The organism is Streptomyces marokkonensis, assembly GCF_008312835.1.
GTDB classification, from domain to species: domain Bacteria; phylum Actinomycetota; class Actinomycetes; order Streptomycetales; family Streptomycetaceae; genus Streptomyces; species Streptomyces marokkonensis_A.
Window position 1 is genome coordinate 133,551 of sequence record NZ_VSKS01000013.1, and the last position, 26,183, is coordinate 159,733.

Annotated in this window: 31 protein-coding genes and 1 pseudogene; 22 read left to right on the plus strand and 10 right to left on the minus strand. The window is 73.4% G+C overall.

Annotated features, from left to right (window positions below; translation table 11 throughout):
• Positions 1–34: 34 nt before the first annotated feature.
• Complete coding sequence (locus F1615_RS22665; RefSeq protein ID WP_149550883.1) at positions 35–1,126, minus strand: enolase C-terminal domain-like protein; 1,092 nt, start codon at positions 1,124–1,126, stop codon at positions 35–37.
• Between the two features lie 22 nt (positions 1,127–1,148).
• Positions 1,149–2,111, minus strand: coding sequence for an LLM class F420-dependent oxidoreductase (locus tag F1615_RS22670; protein ID WP_149550884.1), 963 nt, complete (start codon positions 2,109–2,111; stop codon positions 1,149–1,151).
• A gap of 143 nt (positions 2,112–2,254) precedes the next feature.
• On the opposite strand from F1615_RS22670, the gene F1615_RS22675 reads away from it, so the two are divergent.
• The 13 genes and pseudogenes from F1615_RS22675 to F1615_RS22735 all read left to right on the plus strand — a co-directional run bounded on the left by F1615_RS22675 (position 2,255) and on the right by F1615_RS22735 (position 11,537).
• Positions 2,255–3,940 carry an NAD(P)/FAD-dependent oxidoreductase gene (locus F1615_RS22675; RefSeq protein ID WP_149550885.1) on the plus strand — a complete coding sequence of 562 codons (1,686 nt, stop codon included), beginning with the start codon at positions 2,255–2,257 and terminating at the stop codon, positions 3,938–3,940.
• Positions 3,937–5,784 (plus strand): transketolase, encoded by a 1,848-nt coding sequence (locus tag F1615_RS22680; RefSeq protein ID WP_149550886.1) that lies wholly within the window; start codon positions 3,937–3,939, stop codon positions 5,782–5,784. Before F1615_RS22675 ends, F1615_RS22680 begins: the two co-directional genes overlap by 4 nt.
• Positions 5,785–5,841: 57 nt before the next feature.
• Positions 5,842–6,073, plus strand: a pseudogene (locus tag F1615_RS22685) (non-homologous end-joining DNA ligase); the annotation flags it as partial.
• A gap of 108 nt (positions 6,074–6,181) precedes the next feature.
• Positions 6,182–6,553 (plus strand): gas vesicle protein, encoded by a 372-nt coding sequence (locus F1615_RS22690; protein ID WP_149550887.1) that lies wholly within the window; start codon positions 6,182–6,184, stop codon positions 6,551–6,553.
• 49 nt (positions 6,554–6,602) lie between these two features.
• Positions 6,603–7,037: a gas vesicle structural protein GvpA gene (locus F1615_RS22695; protein WP_149550888.1), complete on the plus strand. Its 435-nt coding sequence runs from the start codon at positions 6,603–6,605 to the stop codon at positions 7,035–7,037.
• Positions 7,034–7,807, plus strand: coding sequence for a GvpL/GvpF family gas vesicle protein (locus F1615_RS22700; protein ID WP_149550889.1), 774 nt, complete (start codon positions 7,034–7,036; stop codon positions 7,805–7,807). Before F1615_RS22695 ends, F1615_RS22700 begins: the two co-directional genes overlap by 4 nt.
• A gap of 4 nt (positions 7,808–7,811) precedes the next feature.
• Positions 7,812–8,078 (plus strand): gas vesicle protein GvpG, encoded by a 267-nt coding sequence (locus F1615_RS22705; RefSeq protein ID WP_149550890.1) that lies wholly within the window; start codon positions 7,812–7,814, stop codon positions 8,076–8,078.
• On the plus strand, positions 8,075–8,707 hold the full coding sequence (locus tag F1615_RS22710) for a DNA primase (RefSeq protein ID WP_149550891.1): 633 nt from the start codon (positions 8,075–8,077) through the stop codon (positions 8,705–8,707). Before F1615_RS22705 ends, F1615_RS22710 begins: the two co-directional genes overlap by 4 nt.
• Positions 8,704–9,918 carry an SRPBCC family protein gene (locus F1615_RS22715; protein WP_149550892.1) on the plus strand — a complete coding sequence of 405 codons (1,215 nt, stop codon included), beginning with the start codon at positions 8,704–8,706 and terminating at the stop codon, positions 9,916–9,918. The genes F1615_RS22710 and F1615_RS22715 overlap by 4 nt, the downstream gene beginning before the upstream one ends.
• Positions 9,915–10,256, plus strand: coding sequence for a gas vesicle protein (locus F1615_RS22720; protein ID WP_149550893.1), 342 nt, complete (start codon positions 9,915–9,917; stop codon positions 10,254–10,256). Before F1615_RS22715 ends, F1615_RS22720 begins: the two co-directional genes overlap by 4 nt.
• Entirely contained in the window at positions 10,253–11,032 is a 780-nt protein-coding gene (locus F1615_RS22725; protein ID WP_149550894.1) for a GvpL/GvpF family gas vesicle protein, read from the plus strand. The genes F1615_RS22720 and F1615_RS22725 overlap by 4 nt, the downstream gene beginning before the upstream one ends.
• On the plus strand, positions 11,029–11,217 hold the full coding sequence (locus tag F1615_RS22730) for a gas vesicle protein (RefSeq protein ID WP_149550895.1): 189 nt from the start codon (positions 11,029–11,031) through the stop codon (positions 11,215–11,217). The genes F1615_RS22725 and F1615_RS22730 overlap by 4 nt, the downstream gene beginning before the upstream one ends.
• The gene (locus F1615_RS22735) at positions 11,214–11,537 is read left to right on the plus strand and encodes a gas vesicle protein K (RefSeq protein ID WP_149550896.1); all 324 of its coding nucleotides are present in this window, start codon (positions 11,214–11,216) and stop codon (positions 11,535–11,537) included. The genes F1615_RS22730 and F1615_RS22735 overlap by 4 nt, the downstream gene beginning before the upstream one ends.
• A gap of 54 nt (positions 11,538–11,591) precedes the next feature.
• Here the strand turns inward: F1615_RS22735 and F1615_RS22740 are convergent, their stop codons facing one another.
• Positions 11,592–11,762 (minus strand): hydrophobic protein, encoded by a 171-nt coding sequence (locus tag F1615_RS22740; RefSeq protein ID WP_149550897.1) that lies wholly within the window; start codon positions 11,760–11,762, stop codon positions 11,592–11,594.
• Positions 11,763–11,805: 43 nt separating this feature from the next.
• Positions 11,806–12,627, minus strand: coding sequence for a methyltransferase domain-containing protein (locus F1615_RS22745; RefSeq protein ID WP_149550898.1), 822 nt, complete (start codon positions 12,625–12,627; stop codon positions 11,806–11,808).
• 154 nt (positions 12,628–12,781) lie between these two features.
• On the opposite strand from F1615_RS22745, the gene F1615_RS22750 reads away from it, so the two are divergent.
• Positions 12,782–14,401 carry an ABC-F family ATP-binding cassette domain-containing protein gene (locus tag F1615_RS22750; protein ID WP_149550899.1) on the plus strand — a complete coding sequence of 540 codons (1,620 nt, stop codon included), beginning with the start codon at positions 12,782–12,784 and terminating at the stop codon, positions 14,399–14,401.
• 59 nt (positions 14,402–14,460) lie between these two features.
• On the opposite strand, the gene F1615_RS22755 is transcribed toward F1615_RS22750, so the two are convergent.
• Entirely contained in the window at positions 14,461–15,570 is a 1,110-nt protein-coding gene (locus tag F1615_RS22755) for a Vms1/Ankzf1 family peptidyl-tRNA hydrolase (protein ID WP_149550900.1), read from the minus strand.
• 61 nt (positions 15,571–15,631) lie between these two features.
• On the opposite strand from F1615_RS22755, the gene F1615_RS22760 reads away from it, so the two are divergent.
• Entirely contained in the window at positions 15,632–15,919 is a 288-nt protein-coding gene (locus tag F1615_RS22760) for a DUF6158 family protein (protein WP_149550901.1), read from the plus strand.
• A gap of 112 nt (positions 15,920–16,031) precedes the next feature.
• On the opposite strand, the gene F1615_RS22765 is transcribed toward F1615_RS22760, so the two are convergent.
• The 3 genes from F1615_RS22765 to F1615_RS22775 all read right to left on the minus strand — a co-directional run bounded on the left by F1615_RS22765 (position 16,032) and on the right by F1615_RS22775 (position 17,526).
• Positions 16,032–16,571 (minus strand): type 1 glutamine amidotransferase domain-containing protein, encoded by a 540-nt coding sequence (locus tag F1615_RS22765; protein ID WP_149550902.1) that lies wholly within the window; start codon positions 16,569–16,571, stop codon positions 16,032–16,034.
• Positions 16,572–16,577: 6 nt separating this feature from the next.
• The gene (locus tag F1615_RS22770) at positions 16,578–17,042 is read right to left on the minus strand and encodes a CBS domain-containing protein (protein WP_149550903.1); all 465 of its coding nucleotides are present in this window, start codon (positions 17,040–17,042) and stop codon (positions 16,578–16,580) included.
• Between the two features lie 91 nt (positions 17,043–17,133).
• Entirely contained in the window at positions 17,134–17,526 is a 393-nt protein-coding gene (locus F1615_RS22775; RefSeq protein WP_149550904.1) for a DUF2795 domain-containing protein, read from the minus strand.
• Between the two features lie 157 nt (positions 17,527–17,683).
• Here F1615_RS22775 and F1615_RS35675 point away from each other — a divergent pair, with 157 nt between their 5' ends.
• The 5 genes from F1615_RS35675 to F1615_RS22795 all read left to right on the plus strand — a co-directional run bounded on the left by F1615_RS35675 (position 17,684) and on the right by F1615_RS22795 (position 21,988).
• On the plus strand, positions 17,684–17,827 hold the full coding sequence (locus F1615_RS35675; RefSeq protein ID WP_167533821.1) for a hypothetical protein: 144 nt from the start codon (positions 17,684–17,686) through the stop codon (positions 17,825–17,827).
• Between the two features lie 148 nt (positions 17,828–17,975).
• Positions 17,976–18,776, plus strand: coding sequence for an RNA polymerase sigma factor SigF (locus tag F1615_RS22780; protein WP_149550905.1), 801 nt, complete (start codon positions 17,976–17,978; stop codon positions 18,774–18,776).
• Positions 18,777–18,914: 138 nt separating this feature from the next.
• A complete protein-coding gene (locus F1615_RS22785; RefSeq protein ID WP_149550906.1) occupies positions 18,915–19,547 on the plus strand; it encodes a hypothetical protein in 633 nt (210 codons plus the stop codon).
• A 126-nt stretch (positions 19,548–19,673) separates the two neighbouring features.
• On the plus strand, positions 19,674–20,921 hold the full coding sequence (locus tag F1615_RS22790) for an aminotransferase class I/II-fold pyridoxal phosphate-dependent enzyme (protein WP_149550907.1): 1,248 nt from the start codon (positions 19,674–19,676) through the stop codon (positions 20,919–20,921).
• Positions 20,918–21,988: an MBL fold metallo-hydrolase gene (locus F1615_RS22795; RefSeq protein WP_149550908.1), complete on the plus strand. Its 1,071-nt coding sequence runs from the start codon at positions 20,918–20,920 to the stop codon at positions 21,986–21,988. Before F1615_RS22790 ends, F1615_RS22795 begins: the two co-directional genes overlap by 4 nt.
• A 13-nt stretch (positions 21,989–22,001) precedes the next feature.
• Here F1615_RS22795 and F1615_RS22800 read toward each other — a convergent pair whose 3' ends face one another.
• Positions 22,002–22,658 (minus strand): DedA family protein, encoded by a 657-nt coding sequence (locus tag F1615_RS22800; protein WP_149550967.1) that lies wholly within the window; start codon positions 22,656–22,658, stop codon positions 22,002–22,004.
• A gap of 14 nt (positions 22,659–22,672) precedes the next feature.
• Positions 22,673–23,446, minus strand: a complete 774-nt coding sequence (locus F1615_RS22805; RefSeq protein WP_149550909.1) for an MBL fold metallo-hydrolase — start codon at positions 23,444–23,446, stop codon at positions 22,673–22,675.
• Positions 23,447–23,530: 84 nt separating this feature from the next.
• On the opposite strand from F1615_RS22805, the gene F1615_RS22810 reads away from it, so the two are divergent.
• On the plus strand, positions 23,531–23,932 hold the full coding sequence (locus F1615_RS22810) for a hypothetical protein (protein ID WP_149550910.1): 402 nt from the start codon (positions 23,531–23,533) through the stop codon (positions 23,930–23,932).
• A 91-nt stretch (positions 23,933–24,023) separates the two neighbouring features.
• Entirely contained in the window at positions 24,024–26,108 is a 2,085-nt protein-coding gene (locus F1615_RS22815; protein WP_149550911.1) for a phage holin family protein, read from the plus strand.
• The last annotated feature ends 75 nt before the right edge of the window (positions 26,109–26,183 follow it).

The following is a 26,183-nucleotide window of genomic DNA, read 5'->3' on the forward strand; positions in this document are numbered from 1 at the left end:
GCGACCCGGACCCGCTGACGGTCCGCACGGCCGGTCAGCCCACCCTGTACTCCGCGACGTCCTCCGTCCGCAGGGTCAGACCGTGGCCGGGGCCCCCGACCGGGCCGACCGTGCCGCCCGTGGGGTCCAGGGCGCCGTCGAAGAACATGTCCTCGACCCGGACGTGGTCGTGGAACCACTCGACGTGCCGCAGGTTCGGGACCGTGGCCGCCACCGCCGCGTGGGCGTGCGGGGCGTGGTGCGCGGAGACCTCCAGGCCGTGCGCCTCCGCCAGCGCCGCCGCGTGCAGGAAACCGGTGATGCCGCCGCAGCGCGTCGCGTCCACCTGGAGGCAGTCCACCGCCCCGGCCGTGATCACGCGGGCGAAGTACGGCGGGTCGGAGCCGTGCCCCCCGGCGGCCACGTCACTCACCACGGCGTCGCGGACCAGCCGCAGCCCGGTCAGGTCGTCCGAGGACACCGGCTCCCCGAACCAGCCCACCCCGTACTCGGCGAGCGTGTGCCCGACCCGCACCGCCTGCTTGCGGGTGTACGCGCCGCCCGCGTCCACGTAGAGCTCGGCGTGCTCCCCGACGACATGCCGGGCGGCCCGCACCCGGTGCAGGTCACGGGTGACCTCCCGCCCCCAGCCCTCACCGATCCTGATCTTCACGCGCGGTATGTGCTGCCCGTGCACCCACCCGTTGAGCTGCGCCGCCGTGTGCGTGTCGTGGTAGGTCGTGAAGCCCCCGCTGCCGTACACCGGCACCCGCTCCCGGCGTGCCCCAAGCAGCCGCACCAGAGGCAGTTCCAGCAGCCGCGCCTTGAGGTCCCACAGCGCGATGTCCAGCGCCGAGATCGCACAGGCCGCGATGCCCGGCCGGCCGATGTCGCGGACCGAGCGGCACATCGCCTCGTGCACGGCCGGGATGTCCAGGGCGCTCATGCCCTCCACGAGCGGCGCGAGATGCCCGGTCAGGAAGTCGCCGACCGCCGCGGGACCGTACGTCCATCCGGTGCCGGTCGCGTCACCGGCCGACACCTCGGCGATCACGGACGTCGTGGACTCCCAGGCCAGCGTCCCGTCCGCCTCGGGGGCGTCGGTCGGCACGGTGTAGACGGAGGCAACGGGTCGGTGCAGTCTCATCGTCGGTCCGTCCTCCCGGGACTCAGCCGGCCTGCTGGAGCTGCGGCAGGACCTTGGTGCGGTAGAAGTCGAAGAAGCCGCGCAGATCGGGGCCGATCTGGTTGACGTAGATCCGGTCGAACCCCGCGTCGGCGAACTGCCGGAGCTCGGCGACATGCTCGTCCACGTCGTCGCCGCACACCCGGTTCTCGCGCACCATGTCCTCGGTGACCAGGGTCTGCGCCTGCTCGAAGTGCCTCGGCGAGGGCAGCACCTGCCCCAGCTCGCCGGGCAGTTGCTCGTTCGCCCAGAGCCGGTGCACGGTGCGCACGCAGTCGTCACGGTCGGTGCCGTAGCAGACCTTGGTGCCGCCGCTGACCGGTTTCCCGCCGCCCCCGCCCTTGCGGTACTGCTCCACCATCGAGTCGTCCGGCATCATCGTGATGTAGCCGTCGCCGACCCGGGCCGCCAGCTTGGTCGCCGCCGGGCCGAAGCCGGAGATGTCGATGGGCACGGGCTGGTCCGGGAGGGTGTACAGGCGGGCGTTCTCCACCGTGTAGTGCGCGCCGTGGTGGTTGACCTCCTCGCCGGTGAACAGCCGGCGCATCACCTGGATCGCCTCCTCCAGCATCTCCAGCCGTACGTGCGCGGGTGGCCAGGCGTCCCCCAGGATGTGCTCGTTCAGTGCCTCGCCCGTGCCCACGCCGAGCCGGAACTCCCCCGGCGCCATGACCGCGCTCGTGGCCGCGGCCTGCGCCACCACCGCCGGGTGCGTCCGCACGGTGGGGCAGGTCACCGCCGTGCCCACCGGCAGGGACACCGCCTCGGACAGCGCGCCGATCACCGACCACACGAAGGGACTCTGCCCCTGTTCGTCGTTCCACGGGTGGTAGTGGTCCGAGATCCACAGGGCCTGGAACCCGGCCTGCTCGGCCATCCGCGCCTGCTCGATCAGCTCGGCGGGACCGTACTGCTCGCACGAGAGGAAGTAACCGTACTGGGGCATGGGGGGTGCCTCCGCGACATGGGCGGTTCGGGTCCCGGGCCGGGTACCCGGGGGGCCGGGCGGAAACCGGCCGGACGTTTGGCGGCCCCGGCCGGGGGGACGCGGAAGTCTCCCGACGTACGCGACAGCGCCGGAGGCGAACCGTGAGTCGACCCCGCATAGTGATCGTCGGTGCCGGCTTCGCCGGGTACCGCACGGCCCAGACCCTGTCCCGGCTGGCCCGTGGCCGCGCCGAGATCGTCCTGCTCAATCCGACCGACTACTTCCTGTACCTTCCGCTGCTGCCCCAGGTCGCGGCGGGCATCCTGGAGCCGCGCCGGGTCACCGTCTCCCTCTCCGGCACGCTGCCGCACGTGAAGCTCGTGCTGGGGGAGTCCGACCGCATCGACCTCGACGCACGGCAGGTGCACTACACCGGGCCCGAGGGCGAGAGCGGCACCCTCTCCTACGACCGGCTGGTGCTCGCCGCCGGCAGCGTCAACAAGCTGTTGCCGATCCCCGGTGTCGCCGAGCACGCCCACGGCTTCCGCGGCCTGCCCGAAGCCCTCTACCTGCGCGACCACGTGACCCGGCAGGTGGAGCTCGCCGCCACCACCGACGACCCCAAGCGCTGCGCCTCCCGCTGCACCTTCGTCGTCGTCGGCGCCGGCTACACCGGCACCGAAGTCGCCGCGCACGGGCAGCTGTTCACCGACTCGCAGGTCAGCAGGCACCCCATGCGGACCGGGATGCGGCCGCGCTGGATCCTGCTGGACATCGCCGACCGGGTCCTGCCCGAGCTGGACGAACGGCTCTCCCGCACGGCCGACACGGTCCTGCGCGAGCGGGGCGTGGACGTACGGATGGGCACCTCGGTGAAGGAGGCCACGCACGACGGGGTGCTCCTGACCGACGGGGAGTTCGTGGACACGCAGACCCTCGTGTGGTGCGTGGGCGTGCGCCCCGACCCGCTCGCCGAGTCGCTCGGGCTGCCCATGGAGCGCGGCAGGCTGCTCGTAGACCCGCACCTGCAGGTGCCGGGCCGGCCGGAGGTGTTCGCCTGCGGTGACGCGGCGGCGGTGCCCGATCTGGAGAAGCCGGGGTCGTACACCCCGATGACCGCGCAGCACGCCTGGCGACAGGGCAAGGTGTGCGGGCACAACATCGCCGCGTCGTTCGGCGACGGTGAGCGGCGCGCCTACCGCCACAAGGACATGGGGTTCGTGGTGGACCTGGGCGGCGTCAAGGCCGCGGCCAACCCGCTCGGCGTGAACCTGTCCGGGATCGCGGCGGGAGCGGTCACCCGCGGCTACCACCTCGCCGCGATGCCGGGCAACCGCGTGCGGGTGGCCGCCGACTGGCTGCTCGACGCCGTACTGCCGCGTCAGGCGGTCCAGTTGGGGCTCGTACGGTCCTGGTCGGTGCCGCTGGACACGGCGTCCCCGGAACTGGCCCGGGTCCCCGGCATGCCGGAGCGGACCCGGCCGTCGGCGCCCGGCGGGCCGGACGCGGGTGCGGAACCCGGGAAGGGCGGTCCGGGCAGCGAGCCTGCGAGGAACCAGCCCGGCGGTGAACCGGCGAAGAATCAGCCTGGCGGTGAGCCTGCGAGGAACCAGCCTGGCGGTGAGCCTGCGAAGAATCAGCCTGGCGGTGAGCCTGCGAAGAATCAGCCTGGCGGTGAGCCGGCGAGGAACCAGCCCGGTGGGGAGCCGGCGAGGAACCAGCCCGGTGGGGAGCCCGCGAAGAACCAGCCCGCCGTGACGCCGCCGCCCGACCAGCCGCCGCCCGGTCCCGATGTCGCTCCCGGACCCGTCAGGCGCACCGACCGACCCACCGAAGGAGACTCATGAACACCGGCGAACTCGTCGAGCTCGGGCAGCAGTTGCGCGTGGACAGTGTCCGGGCCGCGGCCGCGGCGGGCTCCGGGCACCCCACGTCGTCGATGTCCGCGGCGGATCTGATGGCCGTCCTGTTCGCCCGCCACTTCGCCTACGACTTCCAGCGCCCCGAGCATCCGGCCAACGACCGCTTCGTCCTCTCCAAGGGCCACGCCTCCCCTCTGATGTACGCCACCCTCAAGGCGGCCGGCGCGATCGACGACGAGGAACTGCTCACCTTCCGCGACGACGGCAGCCGCCTGGAGGGGCACCCGACCCCGCGACAGCTGCCCTGGGTCGAGACGGCCACCGGCTCGCTCGGCCAGGGTCTGCCCGTCGGCGTCGGCATCGCGCTGGCCGGGAGGCGGCTGGACCACGCCGACTACCGCGTGTGGGTGCTGTGCGGCGACAGCGAGCTGGCCGAGGGCTCGGTGTGGGAGGCGGCCGAGCAGGCCGCGTACGAGCACCTGGACAACCTCACGGCGATCGTGGACGTCAACCGGCTCGGCCAGCGCGGCCCCACCCGGCACGGCCACGACCTCGACGCCTACGCCCGCCGCTTCCAGGCCTTCGGCTGGCACACCGTCGAGGTGGACGGCCACGACGTGGACGCCGTCGACCGCGCCTACGGAGAGGCGCTCTCCACCCGGGGCCAGCCCACCGCGATCCTCGCCCGCACCCTGAAGGGCAAGGGCGTCGAGTCGGCCGAGGACCGCGAGGGCCTGCACGGCAAGCCGCTGCCGGAGGCCGAGGACGCCGTCGCCGAACTCGGCGGCCCGCGCGACCTGCGCATCCCGGCGCGCCCGCCGTCCTCCGACGGAGCACCGCCGGCCCGGCACACCGGGGAACCCGTCCTGCCCCGCTGGGACAAGGGTGACGAGGTGGCCACCCGCAACGCCTTCGGCGAGGCGCTGGCCGCGCTCGGCACCGCCCGCGGCGACGTCGTCGCACTCGACGGGGAGGTCGGCGACTCCACCCGCGCGGAGTTCTTCGCCAAGGAGCACCCCGGGCGGTACATCGAGTGCTACATCGCCGAGCAGCAGATGGTCGCGGCGGCGGTGGGCGTCGCGGCGCGCGGCTGGACGCCGTACGCCTCCACCTTCGCGGCCTTCCTCACCCGCGCCCACGACTTCATCCGCATGGCGGCGGTCAGCGGCTCCGGCATCAATCTCGTCGGCTCGCACGCGGGCGTCGCCATCGGCCAGGACGGTCCCAGCCAGATGGGCCTGGAGGACCTGGCGATGATGCGCGCGGTGCACGGCTCGACCGTGCTGTACCCGTGCGACGCCAACCAGACCGCACGGCTGGTCGCCGCGATGGCCGGCCTGGACGGCATCCGTTACCTGCGCACCTCACGCGGCGAGAGCCCGGTCGTCTACGGCCCGGATGAGGAGTTCCCGGTCGGCGGCAGCAAGGTGCTGCGCTCCTCGGGACGCGACCGGCTCACCCTCGTCGCCGCGGGCGTCACCGTGCCCGAGGCGCTGGCCGCCGCGGACGCCCTGGATCGCGAGGGCATCGCCGTACGGGTGATCGACCTGTACTCGGTGAAGCCGGTCGACCGGGAGACCCTGCGCACGGCCGCCGAGGAGACCGGCTGCCTGATCACCGTGGAGGACCACCACCCGGAGGGCGGCCTCGGGGACGCGGTCGCGGAGGCCTTCGGCGACGGTCGCCCCGTACCGCGCCTGGTGCGGCTGGCCGTGCGGAACATGCCGGGTTCGGCTTCCCCGCGGGAGCAGCTGCGCGCCTCCGGCATCGACGCGGAGTCGATCGCCGTGGCGGGCCGGCTGCTGGTGGGGGAGGCGGTCGTGTCGTGAGCGACGACGGGCCGCGCACCGTACGGGCAGGCCGCCGCTCGGTGGAGATCCACCGGCCGGAACGCCTACGCGCGGACCGCGGTCGCCCCCGCACCGTCCGCGCCCTGCCCGGCGCGCCCGTCGCCGTACCCGTCTCCTGGGACCAGCTGGACGATCCGGACCTGCACGCCCGCCGCCGGACGGTCGCCGACGCGGTCGAGCAGGCCCGCTCCGGCCCGTGTGCCGGTCTGGTGCGCCGGGGCGCGCCCCGGGCCCGGCGCGCCGCCGGCTGGCGGGGCTGCGGGGCTGAGCGGAGCGGCCCTCCACGCCGATCGGGCAGCGGGCAGGCCGCGGCAATCGGGTGAGCCCGCGGAGGTTTGGCGAACAGACTTGCGGCCACACGGAGGGGGAGGTGGCCATGACGAACACGAAGAACACCGAAGAGTCACAGGGTTCACAGGAAGCCCGAAACTCACAGACATCTCGCAAGCAGACCGGAGACAACAGAACCACCAAGCGGCCGAGCCCGATGGAGGTGCTGCGCCAGGCGCGCGGACAGCTCGCGGAGCTCACCGGTATGGAAGCCGAGTCCGTGTCGTCCTTCGAGCAGACGGAGGAGGGCTGGGCGCTGGAGGTCGAGGTCCTCGAACTCGAGCGCGTGCCCGACACGATGAGCCTGATGGCGAGCTACCAGGTGGAGCTGGACCCGGACGGGCAGCTCACCGGTTACCGGCGGGTCCGCCGCTACGAACGGGGACGTTCCGACGCCCGCGGGTCCGGCGGCCGCTAGGCCGCCCGGTCGGACTCACATCACACACAGACAAGGAGGGACAGCCGGCATGACAGTCGTACCGGCACAGCAGACCGGCGGTGGGGGCGGCAGCAGCGGCCTCTACGACGTGCTCGAGCTCGTTCTGGACAGGGGGCTCGTCATCGACGCATTCGTGCGCGTGTCCCTGGTCGGCATCGAGATTCTCAAGATCGATGTGCGTGTCGTCGTCGCCAGCGTCGACACCTATCTCCGTTTCGCCGAGGCGTGCAACCGCCTCGACCTCGAGGCCGGGCCCCGCAAGAGCCCGGGCCTGCCCGAGATCGTCGGCGAGGTCACCGAGTCCGGTGCCCGGGGCAAGTCCAAGGGCGCCCTGTCCGGTGCCGCCGAGACCATCTCCGGCGCGTTCAAGCAGGCACGCGAGGGTGATTCCGAGCGCGAGACCGAGTCCCGTCCGCGGGCCCGCAAGAGCACCGCCGCCCGGCGGAAGGAGGAGCAGGAGTGAGCACCTACGTCTACGGCATCACGGCGGCTTCGCACCCGTCACTGCCCGAGGGCATGGGCGGTGTCGGCGATCCGTCACGTCCGGTGCGCATCCTGCGCGCGGGGGACCTGGCCGCCGTCGTCAGCGACGCGCCGGAGGGGCTGCGTCCCAAGCGCAGGGAACTGCTCGCCCACCAGAACGTGCTCAGCGAGATCGGCGCGGCCGGCTGCGTGCTGCCCATGCGGTTCGGCAGTGTCGCCCCGGACGACGACTCCGTCACCGCTGTCCTCGCCGAGCGGGCCGAGCACTACCTGGAGCGGCTGCGCGCGCTGGACGACCGGGTCGAGTACAACGTCAAGGCCAATCACGTCGAGGAAGCCGTCCTGCACCACGTCATGGCCGGCAACCCGGAGATCCGGGCCCTTGCGGAGGCCAACAGGCAGTCCGGCGGCGGTAGTTACGACGACAAGATCCGGCTCGGCGAGATGGTCGCCGCGGCGGTCAAGGCCAAGGAGTCCGAGGACGGCCCCGCCCTGGAGCGCGCGCTGGAAGGTGCCGCCGACGCCGTGAGCGTGGGCCCCGAGTCCACGGGCTGGCTCGCCAACGTCTCCTATCTGGTGAAGCGGGAGACGGCGGAGGAATTCCTGGCAGCGGTGGAGCAGGTCCGCTCGGACATGCCCCACCTCGAGGTCCGCCTGAACGGGCCGCTGCCTCCGTACAGCTTCGTCGAACCGGGGCCGGCCGAGCCGGCGGGCACCGCGGCAGGTGGAGCGGACACCGGAGCGGGGTGACGTCATGGGCCTGATCTCGGAGGTGCTGCTGCTGCCGTTCGCACCGGCACGCGGCGCCTCCTGGGCCATCCGGCAGGTGATCCAGGAGGCGGAGCGCATCTACTACGACCCCGCCACGATTCGCGCAGAGCTGGCCCGCCTGGAGGAACTGCTGGAGGCCGGAGAGATCACCGAGGAGGAGTTCGACCGGCAGGAGGACGAACTCCTCGACCGGTTGGAGACCGCAACGCGCACAGGCGCGGGCACAGGCGACGGGACGGCACGACAATGAATCGAATGGGACTGGGCCTCGCGATCGGGGCCGGATATCTCCTCGGACGGACCAAGAAGCTCAAGATGGCGGTCGCCGTCGGCGGCCTGGTGGCGGGCAAGAAGCTGAACCTCAGCCCGCGCATGGTCGGCGAGCTGGTGTCCCAGCAGCTGCGTGAGAACCCGCAGTTCAAGGAGCTCGGCGACCAGCTGCGCGGCGAACTGCGCGGGGTCGGCAAGGCGGCCTCCGGCGCGCTGGTCGAGCGGCAGCTCGGCTCGCTCGCCGACCGGCTGCACGGCCGTACCGCCGAGATGCGCGCACAGCTGAACGGATCCGGTCCGAAGGAGGGGGACGCGCAGGACGAGGAGACGGACGAGGCGAAGGACGAGGAGACGGACGAGGACCTCGACGAGGCGCCGGAGGAGGAGCACGAGCCGGACGGCGAGGAGGACCACGAGGAGGAGCCCGCCCCCGAGCGGCCGGCCAAGAACGCCGCCGCCAAGAAGACCGCGCCGTCGAAGAAGACCGCGCCGTCGAAGAAGGCCGCGGCCAAGAAGACGGCTCCCGCGAAGAAGACAGCCGCGAAGAAGACCGCGGCCGCCTCCCGCGGATCCCGTCCCCGCACGTCGAAGGGAGGCGGTGAGCGATGACCGAGACCCTGGGATCGGCCACCTCCGCCGCGCGTGACGGTGCGAAAGGGGCATCGAAGAACCCCCTCGCCGACGTCACCCACAGCGAGGCCGCCGACCGGCTCAAGGCCGAGGTGCAGGACTACCTCGCGGCCCAGGCCACCCGCGTGCTGAGCGGCCTCGGGAACAAGCTAGGCGAGACCACCAACAAGCTCACCGACATCGCCGAGGGCAACAGCCCCGGCTTCGGCAAGCTCGCCCTCGACGGCGGCCGCAAGATCGCCGAGGGCAAGGGTCCGCTGCGCAGCGCCATCGAACTCGGCGCCTCACGGGCGAAGGACAACGTGATGGGCAAGCTCAAGGGACTGGGCGGCGGCAAGGGCAAGCGCAAGCGCTCGTCCGGCAACAAGCCCACCGTCATCATGGAGCACATCGACGTCGGGGTCCCGTTGCGCACGGCCTACGACCAGTGGACCCAGTACCAGGACTTCAGCACCTTCGCCAAGGGCGTCAAGAGCGCCAGCAGGGCCGACGACACCACGTCGGACTGGCAGGCGAAGATCTGGTGGTCCAACCGCAGCTGGAAGGCGAAGACCACCGAGCAGGTCCCCGACGACCGCATCGCCTGGTCCTCGGAGGGCGCCAAGGGCACGACGCGGGGCGTCGTCTCCTTCCACCGCCTGGCCGACAACCTCACCCGGGTCCTGCTGGTCATCGAGTACTACCCCTCGGGCTTCTTCGAGAAGACCGGCAACATCTGGCGCGCCCAGGGCCGCCGCGCCCGGCTCGACCTGAAGAACTTCTCCCGCTTCATCACCCTCAAGGGCGAGGCCGAGGACAGCTGGCGCGGCGAGATCCGCGACGGCGAGGTCGTCCGCAGCCACGAGGACGCGCTGGCGGAGGAGGAGGAAGCGGAGTCCGGCGAGCCCGAGGAGGGCGAGGAGGACGAATCCCCGGCGGATGAGCACGGCGAGGACGAGGAACCCGAGTACGAGGACGAATCCGAGGAGGCCGGGGCCGAGGCCGAGGACCAGGAGCCCGGGGAGGACGAGGAACCCGCCGACGAGTACGAGGAGGACGAGTACCCGGAGGAGGAGGACGAGGCGGAGGCCGACGAGCCCGACGCTGAGCCCGAGGACGAGGCGGAGGCCGGCGAGCCCGAGGACGAGGTCGAGGACGAGTACGAGCCCGAGCCCGAGGACGAGCGCGCCGAGAGCCGGAGCCGCCGATGACCACCCCCAGCCGGCTCCCGGATCCCTACGGCCAGGGCAGCGGCGCCAATCTCGCCGACATCCTGGAAAGGGTGCTCGACAAGGGCGTCGTGATCGCGGGTGACATCCGCATCAACCTGCTCGACATCGAGCTGCTCACCATCAAGCTGCGCCTGGTCGTCGCCTCCGTCGACAAGGCGAAGGAGATGGGGATCGACTGGTGGGAGTCCGACCCGGCGCTGTCCTCGCGGGCCCGTCGCGACGAGCTGGCGAGGGAGAACGCCGAGCTGCGGGAGCGGCTGGCCCGGCTGGAGGAACTGGAGCTGGGGCCCCGTCGCGCACAGGAGGAGAGGCCGTGACAGGACTGCGGTACGTCTACGCGGTCTGCCGCCCCTTCGGCACACCGCTCCAGGCCCAGTTGACCGGGGTGGGAGGCGATCCGCCCCGGCTGGTGCCCCACCACGACCTGGTGGCGGTGGTCAGCCACGTTCCCGAGGCGGACTTCGCCGAGGGCCCGCTGCGCGCCCACCTCGAGGACCTCGACTGGCTGACCGCGGTCGCCCGCGCCCACCAGGGTGTGATCGACGCGCTCACCACCGTCACCACCCCGCTGCCGCTGCGGCTCGGCACCGTGTTCCGCGACGACAGCGGTGTGCGGTCGATGATCGAGGCGCGGGAGGAGAGCTTCCTGCGCACCCTCGACCGGCTGGAAGGCCGGGTCGAGTGGGGCGTCAAGGTGTACCTGGAAGCGGAACGGGCGCCCGAGGCGGCCGCCGCGCCCGCGCCCAAGCCGGCGTCCGGCCGGGACTACCTGCGGCAGCGGCGCATGCGGACCAAGTCGCAGGACGACCTCTGGCAGCGGGCCGAGACCTTCGCGACCCGGCTGCACGAGACCCTGTGCGAGAGCGCCGAGGACTCCCGGCTGCACGCTCCGCAGAACCCCACGCTCTCCGGTGCCTCCGGACGCAATGTGCTCAATGCCGCGTATCTCGTGCCGCGCGCGGAATCCGAGGAATTCGTGGAACGGGTGGACCGGACGAAGGACGGGGTCCCCGGAATACGCGTGGAACTCACCGGCCCCTGGGCGGCCTATTCGTTCGCCGGTGAGGAAACGGGCGAGAAGGAGGGACAGTGACCGTCGTCGAACGCCGCGAGATAGCCCTGGTGGATCTGCTCGACCGGCTCCTGGCCGGCGGGGTCGTCATCACGGGCGACATCACGTTGCGCATCGCGGACGTCGACCTGGTCCGTATCGACCTCAACGCGCTCATCAGCTCGGTGAACGCCCAGGTCCCCTCGCCGTTCGAGGGGTCGCTGTGACGGCCGCCCCCGACGACGGCCGGCAGGTCGAGCCGCACGCCAGCCGGCGCAAGCGGCTCGACCTGGAGCCGGACACGGTCGAACGCGATTTGATCAAACTGGTGCTCACCGTCGTGGAACTGCTGCGCCAGCTCATGGAACGCCAGGCGCTGCGCCGGTTCGACGAGGGGGACCTGACCGAGGAGCAGGAGGAGCGGGTCGGGCTCACCCTGATGCTGCTCGAGGACCGCATGGCGGAACTGCGGGACCGGTACGGACTGCGGCCCGAGGACCTGAACCTGGACCTCGGGCCGCTCGGACCGCTGCTTCCCCGGGACTGAGGTTCCCGGAAACAAGAATTCCCCGGGACCGCGTCCCGGGGAATTCTTTTCACCTCACCAGCGGTACCAGCGGCCTCTGCCCCCGCCTGCCGAGGTGCTGCGCATGAAGAATCCCAGCAGCCACACGATGAGCACGGCCAGGGCGATCCACCAGAGGATCTTTACCGCGAACCCGGCACCGAAAAGGATCAGTGCCAACAGCAGAACGAGCAGAATGGGAACCATGATGTCGAACCTCCTGCCGTTCTGATGTCCTGGAAAACGCGATTCAGGCTTCCTTGCGGCAGAGAATTTCCCCGTGCAGCACGCTGAACCAGCCGTCCTCCCGCGTGCCCCATTCCCGCCACGCCGCGGACACCTCCCGCAACCGCTCGCGGGTGGCGTGGCCCCCCTCGACGGCCCGCTCGGCGTAGGCGGACGCCACGGTGCGGTCCGCCCACAGGCCGCTCCACCAGGACCGCTCCCCGGCGGTCGAGAAGGTCCAGGAGCCGGAGGTCGCCGTGATGTCCGTGAATCCGGCGGCCAGCGCCCAGGACTTCAGGCGCCGCCCGGCGTCCGGCTCGCCCCCGTTGGCCCGGGCCACCCGCCGGTACAGGTCGAGCCAGTGGTCCATGCCCGCCGACCCGGGGTACCAGGTCATGGCCGCGTAGTCGGAGTCCCGTACCGCGACGAACCCGCCCGGTCTCGTCACCCGCCGCATCTCGCGCAGCGCACGGACCGGGTCGCCCACGTGCTGGAGCACCTGGTGGGCGTGGACGACGCAGAACGTGCCGTCCGGGAAGTCCAGTGCGTGCACGTCCCCCGTCGTGAAGCCGACGTTCGCCAGTCCCCGCTCCACGGCCACCGTCCGGGCCCGCTCCAGGATCCCCGGCTCGCGGTCGAGACCGGTGACGTGCCCGTCGGGGACGAGCGCCGCCAGGCCGGCGGTGATGGTGCCGGGTCCGCACCCGATGTCCAGGATCCGCATGTGGGGTTCCAGGACCCCGAGGAGGTACGCCGACGAGTTCTCGGCGGTCCGCCAGGTGTGCGACCTCAGCACCGACTCGTGGTGCCCGTGGGTATACACGGCCGTTTCGCGCGCTTCCGGCATGCCGGGCCCACCCCTTCCGCTCTCGTGGTTCTCGCAGGAGAGCCCTCACGCTACGCGCGGCGGCCGCATATTGAGACCCACGTATCGCATGGTGGACCATACCGCTCGGAAACCCGTTTGCCACCTGCGTCGGCGAGCCCGCACAATCCCCACCATGGGCCACCTGGAAGCAGCGCACCTGGAGTACTACCTCCCCGACGGGAGGGCCCTCCTGGGCGATGTGTCCTTCCGGGTGGGTGAAGGCGCGGTCATGGCCCTGGTGGGCCCCAACGGTGCGGGCAAGACCACCCTGCTCCGCCTCCTCGCCGGCGAGCTGAAGCCTCATGGCGGGTCTGTCACCGTCACCGGCGGTCTCGGCGTCATGCGCCAGTTCGTCGGCTCCGTACGGGACGAGACGACCGTGCGGGACCTGCTCGTCTCCGTCGCCGCGCCCAGGATCCGGGAAGCGGCCCACGCCGTCGACAGGGCCGAGCACGCCCTCATGACGGTCGACGACGAGGCCGCGCAGCTCGCCTACGCCCAGGCCCTCGCCGACTGGGCCGAGGCCCGGGGCTACGAGGCGGAGACGCTGTGGGACATGTGCACCACGGCCGCGCTCGGCATCCCGTACGAGAAGGCGCAGTGGCGCGAGGTCCGCACCCTCTCCGGCGGCGAGCAGAAGCGTCTGGTCCTCGAGGCGCTGCTGCGGGGCACCGATCAGGTCCTGCTGCTCGACGAGCCCGACAACTACCTCGACGTGCCCGGCAAGCGCTGGCTGGAGGACCGGCTCGGGGAGACCCGCAAGACCGTCCTGTTCGTCTCCCACGACCGCGAACTCCTCGCCCGCGCCGCCCAGCGCATCGTCTCCCTGGAGCCCGGCCCCGCCGGCGCCGACACCTGGGTGCACGGCGGTGGCTTCGCCACCTACCACGACGCCCGCCGGGAACGCTTCGCCCGCTTCGAGGAGCTGCGCCGGCGCTGGGACGAGAAGCACGCCCAGCTCAGGAAACTCGTCCTGAACCTGCGCCAGGCCGCGGCGAACAGCCCCGACATGGCCTCCCGCTACCAGGCCGCCCAGACCAGGCTGCGCAAGTTCGAGGAGGCGGGGCCCCCGCCGGAGCCGCCGCGCGAGCAGAACATCACCATGCGCCTGAAGGGCGGCCGTACGGGAGTCCGCGCCGTCACCTGCGAACAGCTGGAACTCACCGGCCTGATGAAGCCCTTCGACCTGGAGGTGTTCTACGGCGAGCGGGTCGCCGTGCTCGGCTCCAACGGCTCCGGCAAGTCGCACTTCCTGCGTCTGCTCGCCGGGGACGACGTGGCGCACACCGGCGGGTGGCGCCTCGGCGCCCGGGTCGTCCCCGGACACTTCGCGCAGACCCACGCCCACCCGGAACTTCAGGGCCGCACCCTCCTGGACATCCTGTGGAAGGAGCACGCCCAGGACCGGGGAGCCGCCATGTCGCGGCTGCGCCGGTACGAGCTGACGGGCCAGGCCGAGCAGACCTTCGAACGGCTCTCCGGAGGCCAGCAGGCCCGGTTCCAGATCCTGCTGCTGGAGCTCCAGGGCGTCACGGCCCTGCTGCTCGACGAGCCCACGGACAACCTCGACCTGGAGTCCGCGGAAGCGCTGCAGGAAGGCCTGGAGGCGTTCGAGGGCACGGTGCTCGCCGTCACCCACGACCGCTGGTTCGCCCGCTCCTTCGACCGCTTCCTCGTCTTCGGCAGCGACGGCCGGGTCAGGGAGACCCCGGAACCGGTCTGGGACGAGCGCCGGGTGGAACGGGTCCGCTAGGGGGTGGCTGACACATGCCCGCGGCGTCACGGGCATGTGTCAGACACCCCCTGGGGACCTCACTTCCAGCGCAGCAGCGCTCCCAGCCCGCCGACCGGCGTGTCCTCCCGCGCACCCGGTCCGGTGACCGCCAGCGCGGGCGCGTCCGTCGCGACCGCCGACCGGATCAGCGCGTCGTCCGCGCGCGCCGACCAGGAGTTCTGCTCACCGAGGACCTTCAGCTCGGTGCGCCGCACCGCGAGCTGGTCGGGATCCTCGCCGATCCACACCTCCCGGTGCGCGTCCGGCCCGTCCGGCCGGATCAGCAGCTCGTCGATCCGGTGCTCGCGCGCGGCCTCGACCAGCGCCGGCACGCCCTCGACGGCACCCGCACGGCCCTCGTCGTCGGGTCCGCGGGCGGCCAGGAACCGCTCCAGCTCGGCGGCGGTGCGTTCCTGGACGTGCTCCGCGCGGATCCGCTCCACCTCCTCGTCCAGCAGCCTGCTGCCGGCGCCGTGGGAAGCCTCGGCCACCAGGTCGTGCAGCCGCTGCGGCAGCCGCTCGCGCACGGACCGCCGCTCCCGGTCGTCCCCGACGAGGATCAGCAGATCGGCCCCGGTCTCCTCCTGGGAGACCGCGAGCGCGTCGGCGATCTCCGCGGCGTTGTGCTCCCAGGTGTTCTCCACCCGCAGCTGGAAATGCCGCTCCGACCAGTCGACGGAGGCGGTCCGGTGCAGCGGCCACTGGCGCCCGGTGACGCCGCCCGCGTCGTCCCGGCCGAGGGCGCTGCGCAGCTCGAAGTCGGCGCCCTTGCGGTCGACGTAGGCGACGACGCACACGGGGTTCTCACCGGCCAGTTCCAGCAGCGGCGCGACCCGCGGCAGAGGCGCCCACTGCGCCCAGTCGCGCTGCGGGGACCGGGCCAGCGCGGGGTCGAGCACCACCTGGCCGTCCCGGGCGAACAGGGCACGGCCGTGCGGTTCGCCGGAGTGCCGGAGCTCCTCGATCGCGTGGCGCACCGCCTGGCAGGTGGCGTCGTCCGCGCCCTGACCGGCGAGTTCCTGGGCCATCGCCCGGGCCGTCAGCTGCCGCTCGTGCGGGGTGTTCTCCGTGTGCCGGGAGGTGTCGACGTAGACGGATGCCCAGGGGCCGGGACGTTCGTAGAGTGGATTCAGGAATGCGAGTTCCATGGTTCCCTCCCGGTTGCCGATCGGGGTAGTGCCTGTGCCGACCGGCGGGTACCCGGGCCGCATGAACGCACACGACGAGCGGGGCACCACGATGACCGGAGTCGAGCCCGACCGCCTGGACGACCAGCAGCTCATGAAGGAGCTGGAGACCATCCACCGCACGCGCCACGACACACTGCTGTACGGCTCCAACGACGCGCTGCGGACGCACAACGAGCGGATGGCGCAACTGGAGGGCGAGTACCTGCGCCGCAACCCGCGCCGCCCGGTGGCCGCGGGCCGCACCCGTGAGGGGGCCCGCGAGCGGAGCGCCGCGGACACGACGACGCCCACGACCCCGGGGACCTGAGCTCCGCCCCCGGCTGCCCCCGGGTACGACGAAGGGGCCCGCGCGGACGCGCGAGCCCCGTCGCCGTCGTGCCGAGCGCCGGGCCCGAATCCCTCTCAGGCCTCCGCCCCTCTCAGGCCTCCGCTTCGAACACCTCCAGGTACTTCTCGCAGAACGCCTTCAGGTCGTCCGGCTTGCGACTGGTGACCAGCTTGTTCGGCCCGTGGTCGCACACCTTCACCTGCTCGTCGACCCAGGTGCCGCCGGCGTTGCGGACGTCGGTCCGCAGGCTGGGCCAGCTCGTCAGCTCCCGGCCGCGGACGACATCGGCCTCCACGAGGGTCCAGGGGGCGTGACAGATCGCTGCGACCGGCCGGCCCTGCTCGAAGAAGTCCCGCACGAACGAGACGGCCTTCCCGTCCATCCGCAGGAAGTCCGGGTTGGCCACCCCGCCCGGCAGCACCAGCCCGCCGAAGGAGTCCGCCGACGTCTCGCCGACGACCTCCTGCACGGGGAAGGTGTCCGCCTTGTCGAGGTGGTCGAAGGCCTGCACCGTGCCAGGCTCGGTGGACACGAGCACGGCCTCGTGACCGGCGTCCACGGCCGCCTGCCACGGCTCGGTCAGCTCCACCTGCTCGACGCCCTCGGGTGCGGTCAGAAATGCGATGCGCATGATGTCCTACGTCCCTTCGTCTGCTTTCGGCTGCTCTTGTGCGGCCACACCGCTCGTGTCGGGCTCCGCGCGGCTGATGTCCGCCAGGGCCGAACCGGGATCCCGCGCCTCCGCCAGATCGCCGAGACTCACCAGTCCGACGGGCAGACCGCCCTCGACGACGGGAACCCGGCGCACGGCGTGCTCCCGCATCAGGGCGACGGCCGCGGAGACCGGATCGTCAGGGGCGAGCGTCAGCGGGTCCGGGGTGCACACCGACCGGACGCTCACGCCGAGGGGGTCCGCGCCCTCGGCGACCGCCCGTACGGTGATGTCGCGGTCGGTGAGCACACCGACGACCAGCCGGCCGTCGGCCACCACCACGTCGCCGATGTTCTGGGTGCGCATCAGCTGCGCCGCCTCGACGATCGAGGCGTCCGGGCGTACGGCGACCACGCCCGGGGTCATCACGTCCTTGACGAATTCGGCCATGACCTGTGCCCTCCGTCCGGTGCCGGCCCCCGGGGCGCCGCGGCCCGCCGCCCCGCGGGACGGTCCGGACGCGGCACTCCGGACGGGCCGCTCACGCGGTCTCGGTCTCCGGGGTCCGGGTCAGCGCCTCGGCCAGTTCCTGGACGCTGTGGTAGCGGGCCTGGCGCGGAAGCCGTTCCAGCGCCTCGACGAGCGCGTCGGGCGCGTGCCGCCGGTCCAGGGCGCGCATCAGCTCGCGCGGGCCCGCGGGGAACGCCCCGCGGCCCAGGATCCTGGCCAGGTCCAGCCGTACCGACTCCAGTGACGTCGGGCCGCGGCCCGGTGTCACCGGGCCGTACGCGACCTCGGGGTCGTCGTCGGCGTACGGCTCCGGGTCGTTCCACTCCTCGGTGCGGGTGGGGTGCCCGGACCTCAGCAGACCCTGCAGTTCGTGCTTCATCTCGTCGTCACGGTGGACGCTGAGCCGGTCACTGCCTCGCTGCATGTCTCCCTCCAGATGCCTCGGGGTGCGCACCGCGTACCCGGGGAGCGAAAGCCGACACGGGCTTCGGGCGGCGGATCGTCACGGGCCGGGTTTGGCTCCCGGGCGGTGGGAGACCCGGTGTGCACGCCCCCCACGAGCCTCCTGGAAAGGACCGGCCATGGCGGTGCTCGCCCTGCTCATCCCGCCCCTCATGCTCGGCGTGATCCTGATGCTGGGCCGCTACGAGGAGTTCCTGCTCCCACCCGCCCGGCCCGAGGACGAATCACCGAACCGGACGCCACTCGGTGGTTTGGGACGGTGAAGCGGGGGCATGCGCACCTGAAGTGCTTCGGACAGGAGGCACGTCCGTGGCAGCGGCACGACGTCGCTCCGGGCGCCTGTCCCCGTTCAGTGCGTTCGCCACGGTGACTGTTCCGTCCCCGAGCACCCCGAGGGAGTGGCGACGCACCATGCCGACCCGAGCGAGCGCGAAGCACCACCCGCACGACGACGCCCCCGACACCGCGGCCGCCTTCCGCAGGCTCGCCGCACTGCCCGACGGGCCGGAGCGCGACGCCCTCCGGGACGAGATCGTCGAGGCGTGGCTGCCCATGGCGGACCGCCTCGCCGGACGCTTCCGCAGCCGGGGCGAGAGCTTCGACGACCTGCGCCAGGTGGCCGCGCTGGGCCTGGTGAAGGCCGTGGACCGGTACGACCCCGGGCTCGGCAACGCCTTCGAGAGCTACGCCGTGCCGACCGTCACCGGTGAGATCAAGCGGCACTTCCGCGACCACATGTGGACCCTGCACGTACCGCGCCGGGTCCAGGAGCTGCGCAACCGCGTCCGGCACGCCTCCCAGGACCTCTCCCAGAGCATCCCGGGCCGCCGGCCGACCGTGGCCGAGATCGCCGAGCACACCAGTCTCAGCGAGGAGGACGTCCGCGCGGGTCAGGAGGCGCTGGAAAGCTTCAGCGCGCTCTCCCTGGACGCCGAGCTGCCCGGCAGTGACGACGGCTACTCGCTGGGCGACGCCCTCGGCGCACCCGACCCGGCGCTGGACACCGTGGTCGACCGCGAGGCCGTCAAGGACGGGCTGGCCGCGCTCCCCGAACGGGAGCGGGCCATCCTCTACATGCGCTTCTTCGACGACATGACGCAGAGCGGCATCGCCGAGGAGCTCGGCATCTCGCAGATGCACGTCTCCCGCCTGATCAGCCGCTGCTGCGGCCGGGTGCGCGAGCACGCCATGCGGGACACCGGCGAGGAGTAGCCGCGCCCTTCACCCGCTCGGGTGCGCCGGATGCCGCCAATGGCGTCCGGCCGCGCGCGGCCGGACGGCGGGCGGGCTGTGATGGCTGTGGGGCAGCCGGGAACCGTGCCCCCGCCGTCGCTCGAAGGAGCCCGCACCATGCGCCGCACCGCCCGTGCCCTGTCCCTCGCCGCCGTCGCCGGCACCGTCCTCGGCGCGCTCGCACCGGCCGCGTCCGCGGGAACGGCCCCCGGCAGCGGGCCGTCGTGGGGCACCGCCTCCCACGCGCCCTGCCCGGAACCCGGGGGGCACGGCTGGGAGGGACACAGCCCCGGCAGCACCGCACCGGGCGCCGCCCGGCCCGAGGCCGTCGAACCGGACACCCTCGGGAAGGAGGCACTCGAGCAGGAAACGCTCGAGGAGGAGGCCCTCGAGCCGGAAACGCTCGGGGAACCCGCACCAGGCCGTCCCGCACCGGACGCCGCCGTGCCCGACGCCGCAGGGATCCCCGCCCCGGAGCCGGGCGAGCCCGGCGAGGAGTACGGGCCCGCCGCGTCGCGGACCGCCGTTCCCGGGAAGGCCGGTCCCAGGACCCCCGAACCGCGGGCCACCGCCTCCCAGGGCACGCACTGCGCCGGTACGCCCGTGCCCCAGGGCGTCCACGCGGGGGAGGGCGGCGCCTTCACCGACTCCGTGCCCGCCCTCGCCGCCGGCGGGCTGCTCATCGCGGGCGCGTTCGGCGCCGCCGCCCACCGGCTGTACCGGGACCGCACGAACCGGACGGAGGCCTGACAGCCGTCGCCCCTCCCCGGCCCGCAGTCATGGCACGCGGCACGCTGGGTACTGACCGGCCGAGGGACGGCACGAGCGGACGCCGGGGCACAGCGCCGGGGCGCCACGGACTGCGCGGAGGTAGGGATGCGGCGGACGGATCCGGAAGGCCACGGCCCCGTCCGTTTCGGGCCGCCGGACCCCGAGGACGGGCTCCCCGTCCTGCCCGAGCTGGCCGCCGTCCTGGCCGCGGCGGCCTCCCGCGCCGGTGCGGAGCCGGTCGGCGGGGGCCCCGCCCTGCTGGACGCCGCGTGCGGCTACGGCGACCGGCGCGGACTGCCCGCCGCCCCCGACCGGGTGGCCGTCGCCCCCGGCGCCCCCGCGCTGCTGGTGGCCCTGACCGCCGCCATCGGCGGCGACGTCCTGGTACCCAGACCCTGCGCCGCGTGGTGGGCCCCCTACGCCCGGCTGCTGCGCAGGCCCGCCTTCCACGTGCCGACCCCGGCCGAGAGCGGCGGCGTGCCCGATCCGTACGCGCTGCTGGAGACCGTGCGGCGGCTGCGGGCCGAGGGCGGTGACCCGCGCCTGCTGGTGCTCTCCGTCGCCGACGACCCCACCGCCACCGTCGCTCCGCCCGAACTGCTGCACGAGACCGTGGAGGCCGCCGTCGGCGAGGGGCTGCACCTGGTCAGCGACGAGACATGGCGCGACACCCTGCACGACCCTCACGGGACCGTGCTGCTCAGCCCCGCCGAGATGCTGCCCGAGCGGGTCACGGTCGTCACCGACCTGCTCGGCGCCCTGCTCCCGCCCGGCTGGCCCGCCGCGGTGGCCCGCTTCCCGGCCGGCGAGGAGGGGAACGCGCTGCACGCGCGCGTGCTCGACGTGCTCACCGCACTCGACGCGCGCGTCGCCTCCCCCGTCGCCACCGCGGCGGTGTACGCGCTGTCGGAGCCCGAACCGGTCACCACGCGCGTCGCCGCCACCGTGCGCCTGCACGCGCGCCTCGCCGCCGCCGCGCACCGGGCCGTCGTCGCCGCCGGTGCCCTGTCCCGGCCCCCGCGCTGCGGCCGGCACCTGTACGTCGACCTCACGCCCCTGGCGCCCGCGCTCACCGCGCACGGCGTCGGGGACGCCCAGGAACTGGAGGACTTCCTCACCGCCCGGCTCGGCATGCCCGCGCCGGGCGGTCACCGCTTCGGCGACGAGCTCGAAGCGCCGCGCGTGCGGCTGTCCACCGCCCCTCTGATGGGCGACACCCCCGAAGGGCGCGCGGAGTGCCTGCACTCGCCCGCGCCCCTGGAACTGCCCCGGGTACGCAGCGCGTTGACCCACCTGACATCGGTCTTCGACGATCTCCGTGACGACGCTCGGCGATGGGAGTCCCCCCGATGACGCAGCGGCCCGAGCCGGCCGAGGGAACGGCCACGACCACTGCCCCCGCCGGGACGGCACCGGATTCCGGCGGCCCGCCCTTCTCCGCCCGCCCGTACCCGCCGCCGGCCGAACCGCGCCCGCTCGCCGAACGCCGGGTGTGGCCGCGCACCTTCCACGACCGGCTGACGGCCCCGCTGCCCGGCCTCAGGGCCCTCGCCCGCTTCGCCCGCGAGGGCGCCGTGCGCCCCACCCCGGACGGTCTCGCCGACATCCCCCGGCTGCCCCACGCCCCCGGCCCGCTGCCCCGCGTGGACGCCCGCACGGTCGCCGTCACCTGGGCGGGGCACGCCAGTTGGGTCCTGCGGATCGGCGGGCTCACGGTGCTCACCGACCCGGTGTGGTCCCGCCGCATCCTCGGCACCCCGGCGCGGATCACGCCCGTCGGCGTCGCCTGGGAGGCCCTGCCGCGCGTGGACGCGGTCGTCATCAGCCACAACCACTACGACCACCTCGACGCCCCCACCCTGCGCCGGCTCCCGCGCGGCACCCCGGTGTTCGTGCCGGCCGGGCTCGCCCGCTGGTTCCACCGCCGCCGGTTCACCCGGGTCACCGAGCTCGACTGGTGGGAGGCAGCCGAACTGGAGGGCGTGCGCTTCGACTTCGTACCGGCCCACCACTGGTCCAAGCGCACCCTCACCGACACCTGCCGCTCCCTGTGGGGCGGCTGGGTGCTCACCGACCGGGAGGGCCGGCGTGTCCACTTCGCCGGCGACACCGGCTACGGCCACTGGTTCTCCCGCATCGGCCGCCGCTACCCCGGCATCGACCTCACCCTGCTGCCCATCGGCGCCTACGATCCGCGCTGGTGGCTGGCCGACGTGCACTGCGACCCGGAGGAGGCGGTCCGCGCCTTCCAGGACCTCGGCGCGCGCCGCATGGCCCCCATGCACTGGGGCACGTTCGTCCTCTCCGCGGAGCCGGTCCTGGAGCCCCTCGCCCGGGTGCGCGCCGCGTGGGCGAAGGAGGGGCTGCCGCGCGAGCACCTGTGGGACCTGCCGGTGGGCGCCTCCCGGGTCCTGGAGTGACCGGGGACGCACGTCATCCCGCCGCCGTCCCCCGCACCCGCCGCCACACGCTCGGGACCGCGCTGATCAGCACCGTCAGCACGATCGCCGCGAGCACGCCCTGCCACGGTTCCTCGAACAGCGACCCGCCGAGGATGCCGATCAGCTGGTAGGTCACCGCCCAGGCCAGACAAGCAGGCAGATTGCCGCGCACGAAGCGCCGCACCGGCCACTTGGCGAGCAGACAGGCCAGCATCACCGGCAGCCGCCCGGCCGGCATCAGCCGGGACAGCACCAGCACGGCCACCCCGTGGTCGGCGAGCTTCTGCTGCGCCTGCGCCAGCCGGTCCTCCGGAGCGCGCCGCCGGATCGCCTCCAGCCAGCGCGAGCCGTTCTTCGACCTCATGCCGCGCCGCCCCAGCCAGTACAGCGTCACGTCCCCCAGGAAAGCGGCCAGCGACGCCGTGACGAACACCAGCGCCAGCGAGAACGGCGCCGTCCGGTGGACGGCGACCACGGCCGCCGAACTCACCAGCGCGCCCGTCGGCACCACCGGCACCAGCGCCCCGATCAGCACCAGCAGGAACAGCGAGGGATACCCGATCACCTGCTGGGTGGACTCGGGCGCCACGACCGGTATGTACGACGGCGAGGTCACCGTCGGCAGGGACGCACCGGCCGCCTGGCCCATGGCGGCGGGAAAGATCACCGCGCGACCTCCAGGCGCACGCTCTGCCCGTGCCCGAGCCGGTGCACGGTCACCCCGGGGGCGTGCCGGGCCGCCAGCCGCTCGAACTCGTGGCCCGGAGCGTGGAACTCGTGCGGGCGCACGGCGTCCATCCCGATCGGCCAGTACGTGCCGTAGTGCACCGGCACCGCGCTGGGCGCCCCCAGCCGGGCCAGCGCCTCGGCCGCGCGCCCCGCGTCCAGGTGCCCCTCCCCGAGGTACGGTCCCCAGCCGCCCACCGGCAGCAGTGCCACGTCGACCGGCCCCACCTCCTTGGCCATCCCCTCGAACAGACCGGTGTCCCCGGCGAAGTACGTCCGCCCCTCACCCTCCAGGACATAGCCGAGGGCGGGGGAGCGGTGCGGTCCGACCGGCAGCCGGCGCCCGTCGTGCCGCGCGGGCACGGCACGTACGGCCAGGCTCCCGACCGTGGTCACATCGCCGGGTGCCACCTCGCTCACGCTGAGATGCGTGAGCCGGCGCAGCCCCGGCACCGCGCGTCGCGCGCCCCGGGGCACGAGCAGGCGCGTGCCCGGGGCGAGCCGGGCCAGGGACGGCACGTGCAGATGGTCGGCGTGCAGGTGGGAGACCAGGGCCACGTCCGCGTGCCGGGCCTCGGGGGGCGGCACGGCTCCGCGCCGGCGCCGCAGGTGCGCGAGCCGGCGGGCGAACAGGGGGTCGGTGAGCACACGGGTGTGCGAATCCTCGACCGTGCAGGTGGCGTGACCCCACCACGTGACCTCCACCGGCACCTCTTCGCCTCCTTCGCGCGACTCCCCGAAGCCTACGCGCAGGAGTAGGGTCGGCGGCGAAAACCGGAGGTGAGGGGGGACGCCATGGGGGCGGTGCGGGTGACGGCGATCGCGAGTCTGACGCCGCTGGAGGAACTCGACGCCGATCCCTTCCTGGTGGACTCGCGCAGCCAGCACGCCATGTGCGCCCGCTGGGCCACCGAGCAGGGCTACGTGGTGGCGCGGGAACTGCTCGTGCGGGGACTGCGGCCCGACCACTGCGTGCTGTGGGAAGGTGTGCGGCCCGGCACGGATCTGTTCGTGGCACCCAGCCTGCGGGTACTGGAACGGGCACTGTCCTCCGTGGAGGAGTTCACCGCCGAGTGCGCGCGGCGCGGGGTCCGCGTGGAGACGGTGGGCCGCGCGGAACCGTCGTACGACGCGGCGATGAAGGCGCGTGTGCACCGCCGGCTGTCGATGCCGACCGCCGGCTACGACGGCCGCTGAGCCGCCGACGGACCGCGCCGCCGGGGACGAAACGCCTGCTCCGGACGTTGTGACAGGGTGATACGGGTCGGAACCGGCCGGGACGTGAGGTGTGCGGGGCGTGGGTGGCGGGCGTTGGCGACGGGTCGCCAGTCAGATCGGGCGGAGTGTCGCCGTGTGGGTGGTCTCCACCCTCACCATGCTGCTGCTCGCCGGGATCCTGCCGGACTTCCGGCTGCGCTCGGCCGACGGTGACAGCGCCACCGACATCGCGGTCACCGCGGCCCTCGGCGCCGGCGCCTTCGGCCTGCTGTCCGCCCTCGTCTGGCCGCTGCTGGTGCGACTGCTGCTGCTCGTGCCCGCGCTCGTCCTCGGCCTGCTGGTGTTCTTCCTCAACGGCGCCCTCCTGTGGCTGGCCCTGCGGGTCAACCCCGGTGAACGGGGCGCCGCGGCCCCGGAGACCGCGGTCGTGGTCGCCGCGGTCATGTCCGCCGTCGCCTCCGCCACGGGCGCCGCCCTCGCCGTGCGCGACGACGACGCCTACCGCCGCCGCCTCTACCGTCTCGCCCACCGCAGACGCGGCTCCGCCCCGCCCTGCCCCCCGACCCCGGGCACGGTGTTCCTGCAACTCGACGGCGTCGGTCACGACGTGCTCCTGGACGCCGTCGGCAAGGGGCTGATGCCCACCGTCGCCCGCTGGCTCGGCACCGGCACCGCCGGCGACCGGCCCAGCCACCGCCTCACCCCGTGGCGCACCGACTGGTCCAGCCAGACCGGCGCCAGCCAGCTCGGCATCCTGCACGGCAGCAACCACGACGTCCCCGCCTTCCGCTGGTACGAGAAGGCCCGCCGCGAGGTCATGGTCTGCAACCGGCCCACCAGCGCCGCCGAACTCCAGGCCCGCGCCATCGAGTACGCGGGCCACGCCGGACTGCTCGCCGACGACGGCGCCAGCCGCGGCAACCTGTTCAGCGGCGGCGCCGACGAACAGGCCCTGGTGCTCTCCATCGCCACCCGCCGCCGCGGCCCGGCGGCCCGCTCCCGCGCGGGCTACTTCGCGTACTTCTCCGACCCCGCCAACGCCGTGCGCACCGCGCTGTCCTTCGTCGCCGAGGTGGGCCGGGAGATCGGCCAGTCGACCCGGGCCCGGCTGGGCAAGCAGCGCCCGCGCGTCTCGCGCGGCGGGCTCTACCCGTTCGTACGGGCCTTCGCGACCGTCGTCGAACGGGACGTCGTGGTGGCCGCCGTGACGGGCGACCTGCTGGCCGGACGCACCGCCGTCTACGCCGACCTGGTGGCCTACGACGAGGTCGCCCACCACTCCGGGCCCGTGAGCCGGGACACCGACAAGGTCCTCCAGCGCCTCGACCGCGCCCTCGCCCTGATCGAGCACGTCGCCGAGCACGCCCCCCGCCCGTACCGGATCGTCGTCCTCTCCGACCACGGGCAGAGCCCCGGCGAGACCTTCCGCTCCCGCTACGGCCTCACCCTCGCGGACCTGGTGCGGGCCGGCTGCGGACTGCCCGTGCCGCGCCGCGCCGGGCGCACCCACAGCGGCGCGGAGGCCCGCGCGGCGGTCCGCGCGGCGCTGCGCCGGCCCGTCGAGGAGGGCGCCGAGCACTACCGCCCCCCGCGCGGCTCCGAACCCGTCGTGCTCGCCTCCGGCAACCTGGGCCTGGTCTCCTTCCCGGACGTGCCGCACCGGATGACCAAGGAGGAGATCGACGCCCGCCACCCCGCGCTGCTGCCGACCCTCGCCAACCATCCCGGCATCGGCTTCCTCCTCGTCCGCAGCGCACGCCACGGCGGGGTCGTGCTCGGCGCGTACGGCGCGGAGATCCCGCTGGACGAGCTGGACGACAACCCCGGGCCCCTGGCCGCGTTCGGCCCCGGCGCCGCCGACGTCGTACGCCGCACCCACACCTTCCCGCACACCGCCGACATCATGGTCAACTCCTTCCACGACCCCACCGACGGCGAGGTGCTCGCCTTCGAGGAGCAGATCGGCTCCCACGGCGGTCTCGGCGGCGCCCAGTCCCGCCCCTTCCTGCTGTCCCCGCTCGCCCTGTCCGCACCGGTCGCCGACGGCGCGGAACTCGCCGGTGCCGAGCAGATCCACCGGGTACTGCGCCGCTGGCTGACGGAGTCGGACGCGGCGCAGCGGCCCGCGGCCCCGGACCGGAGGCGCGTCGCCTGAGCCGGCCGTTGATCCGACGGCCGTCCCCGAGGACGATGGCGCGGTGAACGAGGCCGCGTACACGCTGGAACAGCT

What these genes read in the sequence shown, in the direction of transcription:
- F1615_RS22665 (WP_149550883.1), bottom strand. Translation starts at nt 1,126, where the DNA reads ATGAGACTGCACCGACCCGTTGCCTCCGTCTACACCGTGCCGACCGAC.
- F1615_RS22670 (WP_149550884.1), bottom strand. Translation starts at nt 2,111, where the DNA reads ATGCCCCAGTACGGTTACTTCCTCTCGTGCGAGCAGTACGGTCCCGCC.
- F1615_RS22680 (WP_149550886.1), top strand. Translation starts at nt 3,937, where the DNA reads ATGAACACCGGCGAACTCGTCGAGCTCGGGCAGCAGTTGCGCGTGGAC.
- F1615_RS22690 (WP_149550887.1), top strand. Translation starts at nt 6,182, where the DNA reads ATGACGAACACGAAGAACACCGAAGAGTCACAGGGTTCACAGGAAGCC.
- F1615_RS22695 (WP_149550888.1), top strand. Translation starts at nt 6,603, where the DNA reads ATGACAGTCGTACCGGCACAGCAGACCGGCGGTGGGGGCGGCAGCAGC.
- F1615_RS22705 (WP_149550890.1), top strand. Translation starts at nt 7,812, where the DNA reads ATGGGCCTGATCTCGGAGGTGCTGCTGCTGCCGTTCGCACCGGCACGC.
- F1615_RS22710 (WP_149550891.1), top strand. Translation starts at nt 8,075, where the DNA reads ATGAATCGAATGGGACTGGGCCTCGCGATCGGGGCCGGATATCTCCTC.
- F1615_RS22715 (WP_149550892.1), top strand. Translation starts at nt 8,704, where the DNA reads ATGACCGAGACCCTGGGATCGGCCACCTCCGCCGCGCGTGACGGTGCG.
- F1615_RS22720 (WP_149550893.1), top strand. Translation starts at nt 9,915, where the DNA reads ATGACCACCCCCAGCCGGCTCCCGGATCCCTACGGCCAGGGCAGCGGC.
- F1615_RS22740 (WP_149550897.1), bottom strand. Translation starts at nt 11,762, where the DNA reads ATGGTTCCCATTCTGCTCGTTCTGCTGTTGGCACTGATCCTTTTCGGT.
- F1615_RS22745 (WP_149550898.1), bottom strand. Translation starts at nt 12,627, where the DNA reads ATGCCGGAAGCGCGCGAAACGGCCGTGTATACCCACGGGCACCACGAG.
- F1615_RS22750 (WP_149550899.1), top strand. Translation starts at nt 12,782, where the DNA reads ATGGGCCACCTGGAAGCAGCGCACCTGGAGTACTACCTCCCCGACGGG.
- F1615_RS22755 (WP_149550900.1), bottom strand. Translation starts at nt 15,570, where the DNA reads ATGGAACTCGCATTCCTGAATCCACTCTACGAACGTCCCGGCCCCTGG.
- F1615_RS22760 (WP_149550901.1), top strand. Translation starts at nt 15,632, where the DNA reads ATGAACGCACACGACGAGCGGGGCACCACGATGACCGGAGTCGAGCCC.
- F1615_RS22765 (WP_149550902.1), bottom strand. Translation starts at nt 16,571, where the DNA reads ATGCGCATCGCATTTCTGACCGCACCCGAGGGCGTCGAGCAGGTGGAG.
- F1615_RS22770 (WP_149550903.1), bottom strand. Translation starts at nt 17,042, where the DNA reads ATGGCCGAATTCGTCAAGGACGTGATGACCCCGGGCGTGGTCGCCGTA.
- F1615_RS22775 (WP_149550904.1), bottom strand. Translation starts at nt 17,526, where the DNA reads ATGCAGCGAGGCAGTGACCGGCTCAGCGTCCACCGTGACGACGAGATG.
- F1615_RS35675 (WP_167533821.1), top strand. Translation starts at nt 17,684, where the DNA reads ATGGCGGTGCTCGCCCTGCTCATCCCGCCCCTCATGCTCGGCGTGATC.
- F1615_RS22780 (WP_149550905.1), top strand. Translation starts at nt 17,976, where the DNA reads ATGCCGACCCGAGCGAGCGCGAAGCACCACCCGCACGACGACGCCCCC.
- F1615_RS22785 (WP_149550906.1), top strand. Translation starts at nt 18,915, where the DNA reads ATGCGCCGCACCGCCCGTGCCCTGTCCCTCGCCGCCGTCGCCGGCACC.
- F1615_RS22790 (WP_149550907.1), top strand. Translation starts at nt 19,674, where the DNA reads ATGCGGCGGACGGATCCGGAAGGCCACGGCCCCGTCCGTTTCGGGCCG.
- F1615_RS22795 (WP_149550908.1), top strand. Translation starts at nt 20,918, where the DNA reads ATGACGCAGCGGCCCGAGCCGGCCGAGGGAACGGCCACGACCACTGCC.
- F1615_RS22800 (WP_149550967.1), bottom strand. Translation starts at nt 22,658, where the DNA reads ATGGGCCAGGCGGCCGGTGCGTCCCTGCCGACGGTGACCTCGCCGTCG.
- F1615_RS22810 (WP_149550910.1), top strand. Translation starts at nt 23,531, where the DNA reads ATGGGGGCGGTGCGGGTGACGGCGATCGCGAGTCTGACGCCGCTGGAG.